Source organism: Paenarthrobacter sp. E2MeOHC11, assembly GCF_058744955.1.
In genome coordinates, this window is sequence record NZ_CP196673.1 from 876,604 (window position 1) to 896,484 (window position 19,881).

At 58.9% G+C, this 19,881-nt stretch carries 18 protein-coding genes and 1 pseudogene; 8 read left to right on the top strand and 11 right to left on the bottom strand.

The genetic code is table 11. The annotated features are described in order from the left end of the window. Positions 1-440: 440 nt before the first annotated feature. Together ACSSVG_RS04015 and ACSSVG_RS04020 are read left to right on the top strand one after the other, a co-directional pair. Complete coding sequence (locus ACSSVG_RS04015; protein ID WP_492417429.1) at positions 441-1,064, top strand: ABC transporter ATP-binding protein; 624 nt, start codon at positions 441-443, stop codon at positions 1,062-1,064. Next, positions 1,061-2,002, top strand: a complete 942-nt coding sequence (locus ACSSVG_RS04020) for a hypothetical protein (protein WP_492417431.1) — start codon at positions 1,061-1,063, stop codon at positions 2,000-2,002. The genes ACSSVG_RS04015 and ACSSVG_RS04020 overlap by 4 nt, the downstream gene beginning before the upstream one ends. A gap of 73 nt (positions 2,003-2,075) precedes the next feature. Here ACSSVG_RS04020 and cspE read toward each other — a convergent pair whose 3' ends face one another. Next, positions 2,076-2,279, bottom strand: coding sequence for a transcription antiterminator/RNA stability regulator CspE (cspE, locus tag ACSSVG_RS04025; protein WP_011773907.1), 204 nt, complete (start codon positions 2,277-2,279; stop codon positions 2,076-2,078). Positions 2,280-2,631: 352 nt separating this feature from the next. On the opposite strand from cspE, the gene ACSSVG_RS04030 reads away from it, so the two are divergent. Both ACSSVG_RS04030 and ACSSVG_RS04035 read left to right on the top strand, forming a co-directional pair. Then, positions 2,632-2,901, top strand: a complete 270-nt coding sequence (locus ACSSVG_RS04030) for a type II toxin-antitoxin system TacA family antitoxin (RefSeq protein ID WP_231341492.1) — start codon at positions 2,632-2,634, stop codon at positions 2,899-2,901. Between the two features lie 80 nt (positions 2,902-2,981). Next, entirely contained in the window at positions 2,982-3,428 is a 447-nt protein-coding gene (locus ACSSVG_RS04035; RefSeq protein WP_492417433.1) for a GNAT family N-acetyltransferase, read from the top strand. 77 nt (positions 3,429-3,505) lie between these two features. Here ACSSVG_RS04035 and ACSSVG_RS04040 read toward each other — a convergent pair whose 3' ends face one another. Next, positions 3,506-3,712 (bottom strand): hypothetical protein, encoded by a 207-nt coding sequence (locus tag ACSSVG_RS04040; RefSeq protein ID WP_492417435.1) that lies wholly within the window; start codon positions 3,710-3,712, stop codon positions 3,506-3,508. A 174-nt stretch (positions 3,713-3,886) separates the two neighbouring features. Here ACSSVG_RS04040 and ACSSVG_RS04045 point away from each other — a divergent pair, with 174 nt between their 5' ends. Next, the gene (locus ACSSVG_RS04045) at positions 3,887-5,131 is read left to right on the top strand and encodes a flavin-containing monooxygenase (protein WP_492417436.1); all 1,245 of its coding nucleotides are present in this window, start codon (positions 3,887-3,889) and stop codon (positions 5,129-5,131) included. A 5-nt stretch (positions 5,132-5,136) separates the two neighbouring features. Here the strand turns inward: ACSSVG_RS04045 and ACSSVG_RS04050 are convergent, their stop codons facing one another. Together ACSSVG_RS04050 and ACSSVG_RS04055 are read right to left on the bottom strand one after the other, a co-directional pair. Continuing rightward, the gene (locus ACSSVG_RS04050) at positions 5,137-5,766 is read right to left on the bottom strand and encodes a dihydrofolate reductase family protein (RefSeq protein ID WP_492417438.1); all 630 of its coding nucleotides are present in this window, start codon (positions 5,764-5,766) and stop codon (positions 5,137-5,139) included. 557 nt (positions 5,767-6,323) lie between these two features. After that, positions 6,324-6,577, bottom strand: a pseudogene (locus ACSSVG_RS04055) (Putrescine importer PuuP); the annotation flags it as partial. A 563-nt stretch (positions 6,578-7,140) separates the two neighbouring features. Between ACSSVG_RS04055 and ACSSVG_RS04060 the strand changes: the two are divergent. Then, the gene (locus ACSSVG_RS04060; RefSeq protein ID WP_492417439.1) at positions 7,141-8,319 is read left to right on the top strand and encodes a YDG/SRA domain-containing protein; all 1,179 of its coding nucleotides are present in this window, start codon (positions 7,141-7,143) and stop codon (positions 8,317-8,319) included. 533 nt (positions 8,320-8,852) lie between these two features. Here ACSSVG_RS04060 and ACSSVG_RS04065 read toward each other — a convergent pair. Beyond that, positions 8,853-9,797 (bottom strand): EamA family transporter, encoded by a 945-nt coding sequence (locus ACSSVG_RS04065; protein ID WP_492417440.1) that lies wholly within the window; start codon positions 9,795-9,797, stop codon positions 8,853-8,855. 87 nt (positions 9,798-9,884) lie between these two features. Here ACSSVG_RS04065 and ACSSVG_RS04070 point away from each other — a divergent pair, with 87 nt between their 5' ends. After that, positions 9,885-10,388 carry a MarR family winged helix-turn-helix transcriptional regulator gene (locus ACSSVG_RS04070; RefSeq protein ID WP_492417442.1) on the top strand — a complete coding sequence of 168 codons (504 nt, stop codon included), beginning with the start codon at positions 9,885-9,887 and terminating at the stop codon, positions 10,386-10,388. Between the two features lie 559 nt (positions 10,389-10,947). Here the strand turns inward: ACSSVG_RS04070 and ACSSVG_RS04075 are convergent. From ACSSVG_RS04075 to ACSSVG_RS04090, 4 genes are all read right to left on the bottom strand, one after another. After that, positions 10,948-11,469, bottom strand: a complete 522-nt coding sequence (locus ACSSVG_RS04075; RefSeq protein WP_492417443.1) for a hypothetical protein — start codon at positions 11,467-11,469, stop codon at positions 10,948-10,950. An 82-nt stretch (positions 11,470-11,551) separates the two neighbouring features. Next, positions 11,552-12,619, bottom strand: coding sequence for an ABC transporter permease (locus ACSSVG_RS04080; protein WP_492417445.1), 1,068 nt, complete (start codon positions 12,617-12,619; stop codon positions 11,552-11,554). Positions 12,620-12,657: 38 nt separating this feature from the next. Next, a complete protein-coding gene (locus ACSSVG_RS04085; RefSeq protein WP_492417447.1) occupies positions 12,658-13,302 on the bottom strand; it encodes an ABC transporter ATP-binding protein in 645 nt (214 codons plus the stop codon). Then, on the bottom strand, positions 13,299-14,414 hold the full coding sequence (locus tag ACSSVG_RS04090) for a peptidoglycan-binding domain-containing protein (RefSeq protein WP_492417449.1): 1,116 nt from the start codon (positions 14,412-14,414) through the stop codon (positions 13,299-13,301). The genes ACSSVG_RS04085 and ACSSVG_RS04090 overlap by 4 nt, the downstream gene beginning before the upstream one ends. Before the next feature lie 600 nt (positions 14,415-15,014). Here ACSSVG_RS04090 and ACSSVG_RS04095 point away from each other — a divergent pair. Then, positions 15,015-15,605, top strand: coding sequence for a hypothetical protein (locus tag ACSSVG_RS04095; protein WP_492417451.1), 591 nt, complete (start codon positions 15,015-15,017; stop codon positions 15,603-15,605). 36 nt (positions 15,606-15,641) lie between these two features. On the opposite strand, the gene ACSSVG_RS04100 is transcribed toward ACSSVG_RS04095, so the two are convergent. Further along, entirely contained in the window at positions 15,642-15,848 is a 207-nt protein-coding gene (locus ACSSVG_RS04100) for a hypothetical protein (RefSeq protein ID WP_492417453.1), read from the bottom strand. Between the two features lie 783 nt (positions 15,849-16,631). Further along, positions 16,632-19,565, bottom strand: coding sequence for an NPCBM/NEW2 domain-containing protein (locus ACSSVG_RS04105; protein WP_492417455.1), 2,934 nt, complete (start codon positions 19,563-19,565; stop codon positions 16,632-16,634). Between the last annotated feature and the right edge of the window lie 316 nt (positions 19,566-19,881).

A 19,881-nucleotide genomic window follows, 5' to 3' on the forward strand; every position in this document is an offset into this window, starting at 1 on the left:
CTTCGCAGGCTAGATCGAGAAATCGGGACTAGGTGGCAAAACGGCCTTGCACAGGCCGATTTGGGGCCATCTAGGTGGTGATTTGAGCAAAACTAGGTGCTGGCGGGGACCGTCTAGGTGGTGGGGCTGGTCGGAAATCAGGTGATCCATGGGAAGCTCCCTCAGCTCTGCAGGTGGATTACCTTCCACGCTACGGAGGTCTGGGCGAGAGTTACACGGGTGTAATTCGCTATGTGGATATGTATTCGATTCATGATTTAGCCTCTAGTACACATCTTCGACTCTGGCGCTCTGAGCGCTTGTGTTCGAAAGGGGCCGTTGCCACCAACGCATTTGACAAGGGGCTGCTCCCAGGTCGAGAGTGTTGCTCAATCACCGGAGCCATCAACGCGAACGGTGATTCTCGGGCATTTTCATTGTGGGGGGACAAATGAGGATCAATGCTGCGCATCACGAACCTATCCAAGAGCTACGGCCCCAAAAGGGTCATCAATAACGGCAACCTCACCATTCCTTCAACGGGGTTACACCTCATCCGTGGTGAGAACGGAAGCGGCAAGACCACCCTGCTCAAGTGCCTCGCAGGACTGGTCAGGTTCAAGGGTGAGGCTAGCTGGTACAAAAGCGACCTTCGAGACTACGTATCTGCGGCCTTCAACGACTCGGCCGTCCATGAGCGCCTGACTGGACTGCAGAATCTCAGCGCCCTCCTGGATATCCCACCCCGCCTGGTCACCACCCATCCCATCATCCGGACATTTCTCACCCGGGAACTGCTGAGTCGGAGGTCATCCTCATACTCCCTGGGGCAGCGAAAGAAGCTCACGCTGGCGGCGGCGTTCGCAAGTGGCCGGCCATGCATCCTGCTCGACGAGCCAGGCTCAGGCCTGGATGATCATGGGAGGCGTGCGCTGCGCCTCGCGTTGGAGTCGATTGAGGCCAGCAAGTGCGTCATCGTTTCTGATCATGACGCCGCGTCCTATCAGGACATTGCCTCTACGACATTCACCATCCGGAGGGGAAAAGTCCGTCCAGACAGGGAAGCCATGGTGTCACTTCGATGAGCAAGTATCTGCGTTCCCTGAGAACAGAACTGCGATATCAGTTCTGGAGCAAAGCACTGCTCCTCCCCATCGGCGGTCTGCTGGCGTCGTTGGTAATCCCCTTTACTGGGAGCATCAGCAATGCCAGCTCAGCCCTGACGCGGCTTCAAACCACAGAGTCGCACGCACTGGCCAACGGCATCTCTTTGGCCGCGGCCATGGAACAGCCCAACAACGTCGTCATCCAAGGCGGTCAGCGGATCATCGACAACCCCCTCCGTTTTGACTACGAGGCCGCCTTTTTCGCGAGCCGCGCCCTGGAGGGCACTAATGCCATCGGCACTGGGCTGGAGATGGTCACCTTCCTGGTCATCCCCCTGCTCTTCTTCATCTACGGATGCGCAACAGCAGTAGGCGATGTCCGCCGTCGGATCCTGAAGGATCGAATTGTCGCTCAAGGCGCTGCACAGTACGTTGCCGCGAAGGTGACAACAATCGTGTTGGTTGCGGTGGCGGCGGTTGTGCTCGCCGCCGGGCTGAGCTTGGGAGCGGCGCCGGTCCTAAGGTCACTGTTCCTGGAGAACGACAGCCACAACTTTGTCTATGCCGTGGACGACATCGAGGCAGGCAACCCCGTTGCCCAAATTGCATTCGCTTCCGCTGTGGCCGTCCTGTTTGGCCTAGTGGGGCTCTTTGTTGGGCTCGTTGCCAGGACCATGCTGATACCTTGCTTGACTGCGGGAGCGTTGCTCCTGCTGCTGCCGTTCGCCGGCCCCTACGATCCCCGTAACATCCTTACAGCCGCGGCGGAAGGCATCTTCAGCTACTGGGGCGGATTTAACCCACGTACGCCTTTTCCAGTGTGGACCGAACTCGGGGTACTGATGTTGGTTGCCGGCCTGGCCTTGGTGGCTTTCGCCGCGACGGCGGTGTGGTCTCGGATGTCGAAGTTCGTCTAGCCCAGCGCCAATAGGAGGGCAAACAAAAGCAGGGCCGGTCAATGACCGGCCCTGCTTCTTTGTTATCCGAAGACTAGATAGCCTGGATGTTTACTGCCTGGGGACCCTTGGGGCCCTGCTCGACGTCGAAGGAAACCTTCTGGTTCTCTTCGAGGGAGCGGTAGCCCGAGGAGTTGATCGCAGAGTAGTGAGCGAAAACGTCCTGGCTGCCATCTTCAGGAGAGATGAAGCCGAAGCCCTTTTCGGAGTTGAACCATTTCACGGTACCTGTAGCCATTTTTTCAGTCCTTACTGAAGGTGGAGATGCTCCCGACTTTCGGGTCTCCGGTGTGGGGTGTTCTCCACCGTTACTTCAGAAGGTCACGATCCAGAGGGACCGTGGGGACTGCCTGAACTACCAAATGCCAAACACAACAACACCGTCAAGTCTACAGAGTTCTGAGCAGATAGCTAGTGCTGGGAAATATTTATCCATCCGGTGTTGATCGAGGGACTCAAAAAGCGTCGGGGATCGGATGCGGCTGGAGCAGGAACTGATTCGGTGGAGGTGGGCGTTGGAACAATGGGGGGCATGAGGCCATACCCGATGCCGTACAAATACCGTACACTCGAGTGAGGAGGTAGAGACCATGTCAATGACCAAGACCCGACGATTGGAACTACGCACCGACGAGACCACAGACCAGTTGATCTCGGAGGCGGCGGAGTTACTGCACGTTTCCAAGACGGCGTTTGTCACTGACGCTGCCAGGCAGGCCGCCGAACGAGTGGTTGCACGCGCGGACACCACCCTCATGGCCCCGGAGATTTTCGACGCCATGATGGCTTCTCTCGACGTGGCCGACGAGTCGTCCGAACTGGAGACGCTGTCCAAGCTTCCACGGCTTATTCGTCGATGACGCAACCCCGTTATTCAATAGTGAAGTTGGCCCCCGGGATGGATCTGGGGGCCTTCGACTGTGGCGAGGAGAGCTGCAACTTGTGGCTCACTGAGCACGCAGCGAAATCAGTGGAATCTGGTGCCAGCATGGTCTACCTCTTCATTGAGAGCCAGATATCCACCGAGCAAAAGGTTGTTGGATACTTTGCCATTTGCCCGACACTGGTGGTCCGGGACGATATGCCCAAGCCCCTTCAGCGGAATCTGCTGCGGAGCACGCCCGCCTGGCTACTGGCAAAGCTTGCCCTTGACCGCTCTCTTCGCGGGGATTCTGAAAAGCGATGGGGCTGGCAACTCCTCAGAGTTGCATTGGAAACGATCGTTGAGGCCGCTTCAGTGGGAGGCGGACAGGTCATTGTGGTCGACGCTGACAATCCCGGACTGGTTGGCTGGTACTCACGCCACGGCTTCAAATCCACAGGCGGAGACGATCTCCGTCTGTATATGAAGGTTGCGACGGCGCGAAAGTATCTTCTGGATAGCTAAGGCGCACTGACAGTCGGCCGATTCCATGCTCCACACAGCGAGCAGTGCATCCGCCGCTGACGCCTTCAGGTAGGTTTTTAGCGCTGCTGCGGCTCGTCACCATTGGTCGCGCCACTGAGCCTGTCCTTGATCACCCAACTGGCAATTGACGGAGCAGCCGTCGCTATAAGGCACGCCGTCGCCCAGAAGTTGTCCAATAGGCCGCTGACGAGCAGAGAAAGGCTAACCGCGATCACCACCCACGTTGTGATGTCGAGAAGCCGAATCAATTTTGTAGTCGACATGTGCGAATCATCCCCCTAGATACGTTCCGAAAGCCTATGTCTTTTGAACGCGCGCGGCATCCTGCGACCTCGCATCCGGAGGACGTTCCAGCGGCAGCCGTTCCAGGTGCTCAGCCAGTAGAAATCCGTCTTCGTCCATCCCCTTACAGGCCTCCGAAGCGTAAACTCCACCCCATGGGACCGACCCCGGGCACGGTCATCATCGGCGCAGGCCAAGCCGGCCTCACGACGAGCTACTGGCTCACGCAATTCGGCGTCGAGCATCAGATCCTGGAACGGCGCGACTCACTCGGCGGCGCATTCCAAGACCGCTGGGACAGCTTCTACATGAACACCCCGAACCTTGCGCTGGACCTCCCCGGGATGCCGTACGACGGCGACGACCGGGACGCGTTCATCTCCGGCGACGCAGTGGTGATCCTCTTCAGGCAGTACGCCGAGCTGATCGCCGCTCCAGTCCACACCGGCGTCGACGTCACTCGTCTATCCGCGGCACCAGGCGGCGGGTTCCATCTTGAGACATCGCTCGGGAACCTGCGCGCACGCAACGTCGTCCTGGCAACGGGCGCCTACCAAGTCCCCAAGATCCCCGCTCTGGCCACGAAGCTCCCAGCCGGCGTGACGCAACTCCACACCCACGACTACCGCAATCCCGAGCAGCTGCCCGAGGGTGCCGTACTCATCGTCGGAACCGGCCAATCGGGCGGCCAGATCGCCGAGGAACTCCACGCCGCTGGCCGCGAAGTCCACCTCTCCGTCTCCATCGCCCCCGAAGCACCCCGCCGATACCGCGGCCAGGACCTCATCTACTGGATGCTCGAAACCGGCAAACACGGTCCCGACTACGGAGTCAATGCCCTCACCACCGAGGCGCTCCCCTCCCCTGCCCTACGCTTCGCGCCTAACCCGCTGCTCTCAGGCACCGACGGCGGTCACAGCATCCACCTCCGCGAACTGGGCCGTCGAGGCATGCACCTGCACGGCCATCTTGAAACAGTCGACGACGGCGACATCACCTTCAGCGACGACCTCGCCGAACGCCTGGCAACAGTCGAGTCGGCCTTCGCGCAACGCTCGGGAAAGGCGATCGATGCCTACATTGCGGCGGCCGGGATCGGCGCGCCTGAGCAGTCACCCTTGCCAGCCGACGACTGGCTCCCGTCACAGCAGGCACAGCTGAACATGACCGATGCCAACATCACGTCCGTCCTGTGGGCCACAGGCTACAAGCTCGACTTCAGCTTCGCCGACATGCCTCTGGTCGATGAATGGGGCTACCCTCGGCACTCGCGAGGCGTCACGGAGATCCCCGGCCTCTACGTCGTCGGACTCCCATGGCTTACTCGGCATTACTCCGCAATAGTCGGTGGCGTTGGGCTGGACGCGGAGTACGTGGCGGGGCGGGTTGCCGTGGCGTGACAGCTTTACTGGCTTTCCGTCTGGTCGATCTCCGCCATGTTTCCCACCGCGGGAGCCCCCTCCACCAGTGTGTAGCGTTGCATCACCGCACCGTTCGGTGAAGCAACCACGGGCTCGATAAGCCTGAGGTTGCTCGGCACCACTCCGTCCGCGAACACCTTCTTCCCGCGGCCGAGGAGGATCGGATAGACCCACAGGTTGAGTTGGTCGAAAAGGCGCTCAGAGAAAAGAGTTTGAACGAAGTCGAGGCTGCCGATGACGTGGATGTTCTGGTGCTTCTGGCGGAGTTCCCTCAAGGACGCCACGGTGTCAGGGCCGAGCCAAGTGGAACCTTCCCACTCAAGCTGTTGCGACTGACGCGAGGCCACGTACTTCGGAAGTCGGTTGAACAGCTCTGCGATCTTGCCATTCTGGTGAGGCCAGTATGAGGCGAAGATGTCATAAGTCCGCCGCCCCAGTAGCAGTGCGTCCATTCCCACCATTCCGGAATCGATCTGATCGCCAACAACCTCGTCGATAAGCGGCGCCTGCCAGCCGCCGAACGCGAAGTCGTCAGCAGGGTCCTCTTCCGGCCCGCCGGGCGCCTGCGCGACTCCGTCGAGCGTCGTGAACAGGTCAATGTGTATCAGTCCCATGTCGGGATCCTTCCCTGCTGCCCGTCGTCACCCCGGCGACAGGATCAAGTTGAGGGTTCCACAGGAGGGGCCGCCAGGCAATGGTCACCGGAGAAGTACGACGACGGCGACAGCACCTTGCGCGGGCACGGCCGCCAGAATCTTCACGCCGGGAGAAGAAGACTGGCTACGCGGCGTCCCTCATCTTCTCGGCGCCTTGCCGCCGCTGAAGAATCACCCAAGCAACCGTCGTCGGGACCCCGATGAGGACGATAAGCGCCAAGCTCCAGAACCCGCTGACCACTTGAGTGGATTGCAAAATCACAGTGGTTAACAACAGGACTGTGGATGCAATGTTCAAGATGCGGAGCTTACATGCAGTAGTCATTTTCGAAATCGTTCCCCTTACGATGTCGTCCAAGAAGCGTAACGTCTCCGGTCAGAGGGGCTGTGAGGGGAATGCACACGGCTGGCTAAGATCCTCTGAGCTTGCGCTCAGGAAACCTACGCCTCCTTCAGGTCCAGCTGCGGCGCAGGTTTCCGGAACCCTCGCGTCAGGAATGCCAGGTAGGCCAGCCCCGCTCCAGCGAGCGGGCCGTGAACAGCATGACCACCAGGGTCACGGCGTAGGCAGCCGAGAGCCGCCCTCCGGTCAGTTCCACGACGATGCCGTAGGTGCTGAAGATCGTCAGCGGCACCATGTAGACCAATCCCAGCAGGACCAGGGATGGAACGCCGAGGACTCGGCGCCAACCTTGGCAGGCCCCTGGGCGGAGGCCGGACCCACAGGCTTCTCACCTGCCGGTGTATCAGTTTCAAACGTGGGGGTCATTGAGAATCCTTGGTGGTCATGCTGATGTGCTGGGAAGCTGCGACGCTGCAGAACTTCGTAGCGGCGACCGGATCTACGGGGTCGCCGAGATCCTGAAGTGCTGGGGGTTGGCTCATGGGCGCCTGATGGAGACCGTTGGCCAGGGAAAGATGAAATGAATAGCGTTCATTTCATGTGGCGGTGATGGGGGTCACGGTCAAGATGTGACGTGGCGAAGCCACCGGCCGCCGAACTTAGCCATCGCAACGGCGGCGGCCCATTGCATCACGGCCTCTGAATATCCACAGCGGCGACTCTCACTCTCGGCTGCGACGGCACATCCTTCAGACACTTGAGCCCGTGCTCCATTCCCAAAAACATTCACTCGTCACAACGCTTCATCCGAACGTGAGATGAAGATCCCCAATATATGTGTCAGTTAGGTGCCACACATGACGCGGTTATTCATATATTTTTGACAACAGATCGTTGGCACCTATGCCAGTACTCAGACGATCCGCCGCCTCCCAACCTCGGACGGCAGTCGGCAACAAAAAAGGGACAAAGACTGTGGGGTTACTTCTGTGGGGGCATTATCGGAGCTAACAGATCCATCAGCAATTGCAAAGACGATCGAAGAGTTCAGGATGCTGGGGCGTGATGGTTTCCTTGCCAAACACGGACAACAACCGTCCGTGCGGTACTTCGCCGCAGTCGACGGGATGCTGATCGATTCGAAACCGCTTTTGGCAGTCGCGTACGGAATCCAGCATCCAGCCAGGGGCCCGCTCTCGATCCGACTATTCTCGGGCGGAGCAGAGAGTCGAAGGGCACTGAAACGCTTCGGCATAGAGCTCGTCACAAACGCCAGTGAACCGCCAGGGCGGGTGTATGGGGAAATCCCGGACTGCCCGCCAGGGACAACCTTCAAGGATCGACGGGAGGCCTTCGACGCGGGCGTTCATAGGACCACACAGGCAGGCATCGCTGGTCAGGCAGGCGGCACCCAATCCATTTGCCTTTCCGATGGATACTCAGATGACGAGATTCAGGGTGACCTGATCACCTACACCGGCGCTGGTGGTCGAGACGCTAACACAGGCCGGCATATCGCCGATCAAAAGCTGGAAAAGGGCAACCAAGGCCTCGTCGAGAACTACAAACTTGGACGGCCTGTTCGGGTTCTGGTCAAGGAGTCCGTGCTCACCGCAAGGAAAGCGCACAACCAATACATCTACCTCGGGCTGTTCACGGTCACGAATTGGGGCTGGGGTATGCGTGACGGCTGGAAAGTCCTGATCTACCAGCTCCGAGCAGTTGCTGGCGAAAGTCTCTTCCCCGGTGAACTTGCCACGGCTTTGACCCGTGGGGAGGATGTAACACCGCCTCGACGCAGCGCACACGTCAATCGGATCATTCGGAACTACGATGTCGCAGCTTCCGTGAAGCGACTCTATGACAACGCCTGCCAGATATGTGGAACCACACTCGTCACCGCCGCCGGGCCATATTCGGAGGGTGCACATATCCGACCATTGGGCGTCCCCCACAACGGGCCCGATACTTTGGAGAACATCCTTTGCCTATGCCCAAATTGCCACGTCCTCTTTGACGGACATGCCCTAACAGTTCGGCCGGACAGCACGGTCATGAATCTTGGGAGGCCGACAGGAAAGCTCAAGGTGGCGGAGGCTCACGGGCTGAACTACGAACATCTTGCTTATCAAGAGCAGTTCTCGACAGCTTATTCGGAACCTTCATAGGGACGCGGCTTTCTAAGTTCCCTCTACGCCGTCTGAATAGGAGACGCAGCTGCGAGATCGCGCGGCTTCCAGATCCCAGGCTGTGTCGACTGAAGTCTTCGCGGTTCACCGTCAATCCGGAAATTCAGGATGTCCTCGCGCGTCAACGACTCCTGGCCGTCATTAGTTCGCGCCGAACGCCATGCCTTAGCCGCACTACGTAGACGAGATCGAAATCTCTGCTCATCACTCGGCACGGCTTCATCCATTCGCAGGCATAGTCCGAAAGCAGGAACGATCACTTCATTACTTCGGAGAAGGCGGAGAACCTATTGAGCTACGGGGATGTCGCGATTCTAAAAGGCGGCACCTCTTAATGTTAGGGCTTGTTTCGGCTGCTATTTTGCGAGGAGAGGATCTGCCCGGCTTGTGAACGCTAAGGAAGCCAGAGCATCCGCAGGTTAGCTCATACCGTGACGCCGAAGTTTGTCAATGACTGTGCGTCGATGGAGCATTCGACGAACGCTGATCGGCCCTGCAGGGCAACTGGACCATCACGCACCTGATCGCTTCCGCTTTAGGGGAGTTTGCTGTCGCTCAACGGCCCCCGGCCGCTGCACCAGAAACACCGACCCCAGCACCAACACCGCCCCCACCAACTGCCACCCCGACAACGCCTCCCCTAGGAACACAAACCCCAGCACAGTAGCCACAAGCGGGCTCAGGAATCCCAAGAACGACACCACCATCGTGGGCAGCCGCTGGATCCCCCGGAACCACACGGCGTAAGCCACCAACGCACCAATGACACTGAGGTACGCAAAACCCGCCAGGTTAGGCACCGAAACCGACCCCGGCAGCCCTTCAACAACCAAGGTCACGGGCAGCAGCATCACGCCACCCATCGCTAACTGCAGGCCAGTAAACCCAAGCAGCCCCACGCCGTCGGGCCTTCCCCAACGTTTGGTGAGGACTATGCCGGCCGCCATGCTCAGCGCCGCCGCCATCCCGGCGAGCACACCCACAAAAGTCAGCGTCGCGTCGGATCGCAGGACGAGCAAGCCGACACCCGCGGCTCCAACCGCGCAGGCAATGATGTGCGCCATGCGGATCCTCTCCCCCAGCAACAGCACGCCGAGGAACAGCACAAACAAGGGCTGGATGGACATGACCAGGGCTGCGAGCCCACCCGGCAGTTGGTAGGCGGTGAAAAACAGCAGGAAGAAGAACAGCCCAATGTTGAGCGCGCCCAGCGCTGCGGCTTTGAACCACCAACTCCCCCGCGGCCACGTTCGGGTGACGAGCATCAGCACAATACCCGCCGGCAGGGCCCGCACGGTTGCGGCCAGCAGCGGCCGATCGGCTGGGAGGAACTCCGTGGTCACCAGGTAGGTGGAGCCCCAGACCATCGGCGCGAGTGCGGTGATGAAGAGGTCGCGAGGGGATGCCTTGGGCGCCCCAACTCCCGCCCTGCTGGCAACCGCTGTAGATGCACTCATCTTTCACTTCCATACATTTTGATGTCGAACTATTTGATGTAAGACAATGTAGGTGTTGTAATGTTTGAGGTCAAGCATTGGAGGACGATGGACCGCGACGCAGTGGACATGATTCTTGAGCAGTGGAACAAGGAGCGACCCGACGTCGACGTCAGCTCCATGGGCATTCTGGGCCGGCTCAACAGGGCGAGTCGCCTCGCCTCACTGGACGTGCAGAAATTCATGAACCAGTTCGGACTGGAGCCGTGGGAGTTCGACGTCCTGGCAACACTGCGCCGGTCGGCTGCCGAGGCGCCGTTGACGCCCGGGCGACTCGCCAGCCTCACCATGATCGGTTCAGCGGCCATGACCAACCGGGTGGACCGGCTCGTAAACCGCGGCCTGGTTCATCGCGAGACCAACCCCGAGAACCGCCGGCAACTACTGATCAGCCTCACGCCAGAGGGACTTGCCTTGGTGGATGACGTGGTGGAGCACCACGTAGAGAACCAGCAGAAGATGCTCGACGGCCTGTCCAAGACGGAGCGGACACAGCTGGCGAACCTGCTGCGCAAGTTCCTGCTAACAAACGACGACGGCGAACCCTCCTAAGCGGAGCAGCTGGCGATCGCAATCGGAAAAGCGGAAGCGCGAAAACCCTGTTCACACCCACGTCGGCACTAAAACTGGAGCGCGAGGCCAGGCCGGACAACGGAATGTATGACTTCGGGCTCGTCGCCGCTAAAACGGGGCACGCCTTAGCATGCCCCGTCCACGCGGTTGTATAGATTCGTTGCTACTGGCAGTTGATCGTCGCAGATTGTATATCGGAAGAACTGTTACTTGAAGTGGAAACCCAGCCATACACGGCCTCTTTCCTAGGCCAATGGTGAGTATCAATGGCCATATAGGAAGCCGATGTGCCGGCGCTCATCGTCATACTGCCATGGAAGGCACTATGCGTGAAGTGATGAACCGCACCACGTGCTACTGATTCCACATGAACTTCGTGCGGCTGCCATTGTGAGCACTCAACAGCTCCTAAGCCGACACTAATTTTAAAGAGCGCTTCAAGTCATCAAAATAAGTAATGTCAGAAAGTTATAATTGAGAGCCTTGATAGCTCGCCAAAACGAGACTCGCTCGGAATATATAAATACAAACCAATATATTAGTAAATCGGCGGTGGCATCGGGCACTCTTTCATAGCCAGATCACGATCAAGAGCTGGAACCTCTGTCCAGGGAATCCACGGATTGGTCAAATAGGTCTCCTGAAACACCTGTCTGGAAGGTGGGGAAGAGATGAAGTGCTTTGCTTCTTCGAGACATCTCTTGCCTTCCACGTACTGGCTGTAAAGCACGTCGTATTCGGCCGTCGTCGGTTCGCGATTGGGATCCACGCCTAGTTCCGCGAAGCAAGCAGCATCATCTTCTTCAAACTTCCGTTGCTGCACCTCAGTTACCGTGGTCGCGATGGTTGCATCCTCCTCAAGGACCTTGGAGTCCCATCCTTTTCCCTGCAGGCAGCTTGCTCGTGCGGTGGCTAAATCCAGAGGCGTGGGAAATCGTTCCATAGCCGGCTTCAGCTCGTTGGCCTGAGTCGACGAATCGCATCCAGCAACGCCGCCGGACAGGAGAACGAGAACGCCAACCATGAATATTGGCATCCGACTGAAACTATGTGCTGTCATGTCAGCCATCTTTCGTGATCGTTGACTCATAGCTACCATGCTTTCTATTATTTATTCCATTAATTCCTGGATGAAAGTAACTCTATGGAACTCGCAACTCACGCACGGGATCCCGATGCGAAGCTAAATATGCAGGCAACACCACAGCTATAACTCCTACCAGAACTGCCAAAACTACAATTCCTAAATAGAAGTCAGGTGGCGGCTGCGGTGCTATCTCCCAATGAAGAACAGCTGCCGAAACAATCGCACCAATCCCAGCGCCCACCAAGCTCATGATGCCCGCCTGGCAGATCAGTAAAATCGTGATGAAACGACGTGTAGCTCCTAATGCGCGTCGCCTACCGAACTCTCTTCGCTTCATCATTACGTGGGTTGAAAAAACCGCCATGACAAGAACGACTGTGACAAAGAAGATCCCCATCACAAGTTCATGACCATAACTTTTGAGTTGAGAATGTATTTTCGATTGAAGTGATGCCAGTTGCTCACTTGTTTCGAGAGTGACCTTGCTGATGTCGGTGATTCCCAGCAGCGAAGTCAGTGTTGCAGCTATCGGACTTACCAGCTCTGCGCGCTCGGCGATTACTACTAGAAGACTGATCGCGTTCGGCCCTTCGTGTTCGCCTTCTGTTGAACGTGGTACAAGGACCAAGGGCTCTAAGAATTGGAGAAAATCCGGCACCTGGATGTCGCCAACCAGCTCGTACGACCGAGATGCTCCAGCTGAATATAGACCGCCACTCGGGTAGGACATCCCAAGCTCGGCGATTGCAGCAGATGAGGCGAACGCTCCTTCTGCAGGCGCCCAGGTTTGTTCCAAACCCAGATACTCGGGGTCGAACGTGTAAAGCTCTCGAACTGGAACGGGGTTGCCACCAATCACACGAGCGTTTCTTGAGTCGAAAGCGGAGCTGAAGGCTCCTGCCCATTCGACACCTTCGACATTTTTGATTCTTTCCAAGATGGCCGTGTTCAGACCTGAGTCTGGGTCGCTCCGTATGGCGATTGATCTCGTTCCTGCGGAGTCGATGGACTCGAGAACAGATTGCCCAACGCCGGCGGTTCGGCCTGTGGTGAGCAGGACGGCAACGCACATGCCCGCTATAACAATGATCGACATTGCTGACGTGACTTTCTGGCTGGTCACGGTCAAGATAACTTCGCGGAGGAATGGGAGAGGGAGCGTCATAGTCCAATCACCCTGTCGCAGCTGTCCATTACCCGCGGATCATGGGTTGCCACCACCACAGTGCCTCCTTCCAAGGCCCGTTGGCGCATCGCATCAATCACAGCTCGGGAGCTTTCAGCATCCAGATTTCCGGTGGGCTCGTCGGCAAGCAGAAGAGGGGGATTGCCTATCAGTCCCCTGCAGAGCGCAATCCGTTGAGCTTGCCCGCCTGAAATCTGTCCGGGCTTATGGTCGGAACGGGTTTCAACACCAAACTGCATCAAGAGATCATGAGCACGGGCAACAGCGAGATCACGTTTGAGCCCGCTATACAGGGCAGTCTCCACGACATTGTCGAGAACTGTTCTCGAAGAATCCAGGACGGCATCTTGAAAAACAAATCCGTAATTGCGGGCACGCAGGCCGGCACGACTCGCGTCGCTTAATCTGGTTACATTTCTTCCGAACACCATGATTTCGCCGCTCAAAGGCCCCAGCATCAAACCCAGTAAATACAACAGCGTTGATTTCCCGCGTCCGCTAGCCCCCGCCAAGGCAACCATCTCTCCTGCATTGAACTGTTCCGACCAATCTTCGATAATCAGATCCGATTTTGTGTATCCGAAGCTGAGGTTGGCGGCCACCAGCGGATGGGCAGTCACGGTGCCCCCTGACGTGACCTCGCAGGGACTCGCACCGACGTACCTGGATCGATCCCGTCGATGATGCTCATTCCAAGAGCACTCATAGTGATCCGAACTTTATGGTGAACGCCTTCCCGATCAATAACTTCGAGCTCACCATTGGGTTGAGACAGGATCGCAGCGGTTGGTAGCGTCAGACCCGTCGTCGGTTCAACTACAACCAATTTGGACGGAAGCTCACGGCCTTCAGGCGGAACGATGGAGCAATCCAAGCCGCAGATGGTCTTCTCCGCCCCGCCGCTGAGCTCAAAATTGACACCCTGCCCATCACTTGAGGCGCCCGAAGCCGGGACTACTCCCGTCCAGACAAGTCCGTCTTTGGGTGCCCTAATCTCGATGACGGCCCCGGGTTTCATCAAAGAGGCCTGCGCTGGCGATGCTCTGACGGTAAAGCTGGGCTGAGCCGCAAAAGCGCTAATGGCTTTCTCTCCACCAACAACATTTAGTCCTGGAGCAATGACTCCGGTGTCAAGGGCGATACGGGCCGGAAGAGCTGGCACGAATACGACATCCTCGCCACGGACCACGCCTGTCGCATCAATACCTTGGGAGCTTTGCCACCGTTTGACAGCCTCAGTGAGGCCGTCGTCGAACCGACCGTCAGCCGCCCCATTGAAGAGGTCCCTGTCCTTCAGCATCTGCTCTAGTTGGCCAACATCCCCGCCCGTGTCGCCCACCTGAAGATCTCGGAAGGAAGGAACGGCGCCAACTGCGATCGCTACTGGACGGAGGTTGACGCTATACAAATTGGAACCTTGGCCGAGCACGTCGCCAGCTTGCGATTGGACGAATACCTCGGTAACAACACCGGACGCGCGGTTCGCGGCTACCGGTGTCGCAACCCAGGACGCCAAGGTCGTGACATCAACGGTCGACCCAACCGTGCCAGATACGGCCTCAACGTACGTAAACTGCGTTGGTTCATTGACGTCAGGTGCCGGTTGCAGTACCGCCTTTGCCGCCCACCCGCCTGCTGCGGCGGCACAGCAGCACAAGATGAGGACGACAATATGACTCTTGAAATTCCGAGCAGAGATTGAAAACGCCTTTTTTATGTTCCTAATGCTCATGAGTCATTCCAAGAATTGAGCTCTAGTTCGCTGCGAACAGCAGGCCATAATGACCAACCCGAGCAGGCCAACCCCGCGGCAACTACCAAGCCACCTGGTATCTCGCGCATGCGCTTCAGGATCATGATTGCTCCTTAGTGAAGAACCATCTTTCTTGACCCGCACAGCCTGCGCCTGCAAATCCACGTCTAGGTGGCAAAACCGCCAAACTAGGTGCTGCGAGGACACAATTAGGTGCCGAAAACCTCAAAAATGAGTGGTCGCCTGCCTCGTCTAGGTGCCATGCACTCCCCCTGACGACGCCCGGCCTCCTCGCGCGCGTTGACCAGCTCGGGGTAAGCGTCAGTCAAGCGGTTGGCACTAAAGGCACCCTCCGCCGTCGTGCCCTCAGTCCAATCACAAAGCGCCGCGGCATACAGGGCGAAGTACGCGTTCCGGGATGTCAGGAACCGCTTGGGGTATGCGGCTTTGGTGGACCTCTGAAACATTGTCCAGATGCTGGCGGTACTTGCACCCCAGGCAGCTGCTTCGAGTTCCTGCGGACAAACGACGACGGCGAACCCTCCTAAGCGGGTAGCGCCCCCCGTGCGAGGATGAGGCGTGGACACTTCCTCTGAGCAGCTAGCGATCGCAATCGGAAAAGCGCTGGGCGGCGGACAGGCAAGCGCCTACAGCGGCATTTCGTATTGCCAAAGCGGTAACCACTTGGTGAGGCATGCAGTTTCGGTGCACCCAAGGGCCTTCATGTGGTCTGCGACGGAGTTGCCTGACGGGCCTACGAGAACATTCGACCCCCGCTCCCTCACACTTCAGACGGATGGAGTCGATGATTTCAGTCTTTCCATTGACCGCATCCCGTTTTCATTTCCTGAAGCTGTCCAGCTTTCGTTTCCACTCTCCCTGCCCATTTGGGGCCGGCACCTGGACGACTATCACCCGGTCGCTTGTGAAGTGAATGGCTCGGACACGACACTCCTGCTGAGGCACCGCATTGACCCGACAATCTTTGGGTCCTTCACCTTTGAAACAGAAAGCGGCATCGCGAAAACCCTGTTGACACCCACGTCGGCACTGAAACTGGAGCGCGAGCTCCCACCCGAGAATGGAAAACACGACTTCGGCTTCGTGGCCGGCTCGGGTGACCCTGATTTGCAGAATCGCCTTCGCCCCGACGAAAACACCCACCAATAAGGAGATGGCCTGCAGACGTTAGTCCACAGGCCATCGTCATCTTCCCGGTCGCTCACGCTCGCTGGACTCCTGGCTGGTTTCTTTACGTTTGCTCCGCCGCAACACATAAATGCCGTAGCAACCGAACCCCAGCATGAGAACAGCAGCAGCGGCACGCCACCAAACAAACGGCTGCCAGGTCGCAAAGATGATGGCCATTGCGAAGAACCCAGCAACTTGCAGTGGATGCGGTACCTTGCTCATCATTCCCTCTTTCGATTGGGCGCCGCGTGATCGGCGGGCATATTAATGACGAAGGCAGTCTGAACCGGACCTCACACTCAGGCGAGGTCCGTTCCCTTTGAGCTCACGAAGCGCCCGTGTCTGGTTAGCCAGCGGAACATGCCAACGGTCCCTGCGAGGCTGAGTAAGGGAATGAGAACAAAACTCCATTCGCCTCCCCTGAAAATTAATGCGGTGCTCATCGCCGCCACGCTTCCCAAGCCCAAAGCGGCCGCGCGTGCCGACCCCACCCCGAGTGGAACCCATCGCCAACGCCCGTAATACATGGTGGCAACGACGAGGAGAGACATGAGAAGTAGGCCAACGAGGTATACGAGCGGCGGAGGGACCAGACCCACGGATGATATGCCCGCGCCGAAAATCAAGGACAGGCATAGCGAGAACTGTTTGGCCTTACTCATTGGCCATTTTCACCAGCTGCTTGCGCCGGAAGGCCACGAAATGTCTGCTTGCCTGCTCCGACATCATGCTTCTCCTAGTGAAGAACGGTCTTCGTTGACCCGCACATCGTGCACCCGCCATTTCCCGTCTAGGTGGCGACGTGCTCCGAACTAGGTGCTGCCAGAGTGAAAATAAGTGCCGAAAAGCCCAAAAATGAGTGGCCGCCAGCCGCGTCTAGGGGTTCTCGAGGGAGCCGGGGTGGCCTCTTCCGGGCACCACTGTCACCAGCACCCCACGATGAAACAAGTGTGGGACCCGCCTCACCAGCGGATCCCACACTCTGACCTCAACCAACCAAGGAAACTACCGCAACCCCGGCGGCAGATTCCCCACAGCGATACCCATGATGTTCAGCCCCTCATTCACCAGCGCACTCCCCTCCGGCAACGTCACGCTGGAGACCTCGAAAGCCGGAGGAATGTCGATCTTCGTTGCAAAGATACGTGCCGGCTCATCCACCCGCACCACCGTCGACGGCCCACCGATGTAAGCCTGCGTGTGCCGCTGGTGGTACGCCGAGGAAGCCACCACCATGGATGTATCCGTGGCCACTCCGGTGCGCCAGTTCGGCAGCGACAGCACCACGTCGCGTTTCTGCCCATTGGTGAAGTGCACCGTCGCCACCCCGGAGGACACGTTGCCCGTGGAGAACCCCGTCACCAGCAAAGTCCGACCGCGGCCCGAAAGAGCCACTTCCTGACCCGCAGCCTTCACAGTGTCCGGCGTACCCACAGCCGTCGGATGCCACACGGAAGACACTCCAAACGACGAATACGACTCGCCCGAGCCAAGCCCGGCAGCAGCCAAAGCCTCCTCAGAGAACGTCCGACGATCAGACGTAACAGCCCCATTCCGCGGATTGGCCGCATTCGCCACGGAGGTCTGATTCACCAACGAAGCAAAAGGCAACGGAGAAACTGCAACTCCCGCACCTTGGTAAGCGCCTATGTTCGGCGCCCCAACAGGCGCCCCAACAGAGGCCCCTACAGGTGCCCCAACGGAACCGGCACCCGAGGTGGGGTTACCGAAGAAGTCCCTGCCGCCGTCGTCGGCCACTACAGTGCCGGCACCAATCAGCGGCGACCCGGAAGCAAGCCTGTACCCGGGAACGTCCAACGCCGTCTGCCCGCTGCCACCAGCAACCAACAAAGGATCACCCAGCACCGAACCAGTCTCCCCAGCCGGCGGCAAGATCCCGCCAAAGTACGCGTTGTTCGCATACACAGCCGACGCGGCCTTCAAGGAACCGCCCGGTGCCACAAACAGGTTGTTCCGCACCTCGCGTGGGCCGGTCATGTCATCCAAAAACACACGCGACGGGCAGTAGAAGGTGTTGTTGTAAATGAAGTGCTTACCGGTACCGCTGCTGGCGCCGCCCAGACGGCAGTCGTCTTGGGCGATGTTGTAGCGCAGAACCACGTTCGCCGCCGTAGCACCGCCGCCGCAGTTGGACACGCAGTTGAGGTAGAAGCCGCCTGCGTTCCCGTACGAGTAGTTGTACTGGAACAGGCAGGTTCCCACGATCTTCATGTCGCAGTCCCAGGCGGTGGAGTCATACGTGGAGGTGGTGCTGTTGCCCACCACGTTGAACTGGAACACCGGGTTCTTGGAGTTGTACGGCCACATGCCCGCGAAGTTGCCGCCCTCGTAGGGGTGGGCGCCTTGGCCAAGGTTCAAACCCCTGTTGTGTTCGATCAGCGGCGCGTCCGAGTTATGGATCACGATCGCGTCGCCGCCCACGTCATGGATCTCGTTCCGTGCAACGTAGACCTTGGTGTTGTAACGCTCCGTGGTATCGGGAGCGGAGATCTTCACGCCGCCACCGGCAGCGTCGTTGACCTCGTTATCGGTGATGGTGATGCCGTCCACGGACCCCTTGCCCCAGGTGCGCACCATGATGCCGGCAGACTGCGCGAAGCCCGCGCCGTCCGTGGCCTTATTGCGCCAGCCCGCTACGTCCTCCACGTGGTTGCCCGTGACCACGACCCCGGCAGTCTGCGCCGTTCCACTGTTCTCGAAGAGAATCCCGACCCTGCGCACCGGAGTGTCCGACGGGTTCACCACACGCAATCCACTGACGGTCCAATGACTGGCGTTGGTGATCTTGATGGCTGCCACTGCACCGTTGCCGTTGATGGTCGGCTTATCGCCCTCGCCGTAGGAGGAGAGCGTGATCGGATGGTTGGCGACGCCGGTCCCAGCCGGCGTGAGCGCGCCGGTGCAGTTGGTGCCAGCCCGGAAAAGGATCGACTCGCCAGCATTGAACGCGCCGTGGCCGTTCACCTGGGCGATCGAGTTGAACGGGCTTGCCTGGCTGCCATTACCGGAAACAGCAGCCGAGCAATCCACATAGAACTTCGCATCGCTGATCTGCACAACGAACGCGCCGATCCTGCCCGTCGTGGCCATATCGAACGGCCCAGTACCGGTGGCGACCAGTTCAGCAGTCCCGCCCGCGGCTCCAGTAGGCACCACAAAAGTGATGGTGGCCGCCCCGGTGGCGTCAGCTACGGCGTCGGCCACGCTTTCGCCGCGGAGGCTCAGGCTAACCGGGCTCAGCGGCTTAAGGTCACGCACGACGACGGTCGCTGGCGTCCCGGGGACCAGCCCGTTGAGGTTGGTCCCGGCTGAGCCCTCGACGCGCAGCGGTGCCGCGAGGTAGGCGTCCGAGCAGTTGATTTTGGCATCGGCCCAGTCGGCGTGGTCGTTGCCGTTCCCTTTCGGGCCGGTCTCCACCTTGAGCTGCAGCATGGTGCCGCCCAGCAGATTCACATTGACGGGCAAGGCCCCGTCCGTCCCCTTCCGCTCCCCCGCGAACCGTTCCACCCCGTCCACCAGGACCTTGAAGTCAACGCGACCGCGGTCTCCCTGGGTATCGTCCACGCCCACCTGCGCCAGGAACTGCCGGCATTGGCCGCCCAGGTTGTAGGAAATGGACGACGCCGCGTGCGTGCCAATGCCCTTGGGATACACAGTGCCGCCGATGGTCAGCGGCCTCCGGTTGGCGTCGCCCAACGCCTGGCCTCCGTTGCTCATGTCCAGTTCCGCGGGTCCCCAACCGTTGCTCATGCTGGCCCACGGAACGTCGCTGGCATACACGACGCCGGTGGGCGGGGATGGTAGTTCAGCTGCGGTTGCGCTTGGGCTGGCTGCGATTCCGGTTGCCAGTGCTGCTGCTGTTAGTGCCGCTGATGCGGCGATTGCTGCCAGACGCCTGGCCATGGGTTGTGGGTGCAAGTGGGGCTCCTCATTGAGTGTGTTTCCACAAGGAGTTTCTTGCGGGGTGTGCGTTTGTGGCAACCAAATGCACAGGTATGAACATGGCGGGTGCTGTCACCACCTAGACGATCGCTTTAACCACTCATTTTTCGCTGGTTACACTTAGGTGGTCACCTGAGAACCCTGGTTTTGCGGCCGTGCCACCACCTAAGGCCATCGGTTTTACCTCTGTGAGTCGTTTTTATCTGCTCAGAATATTCCCGGCTGCGTGACCATTATCGATCATGCATCAGGACCTCATGGCCCTGTTGTGCTGGTTCGTCGACGCGGTCGA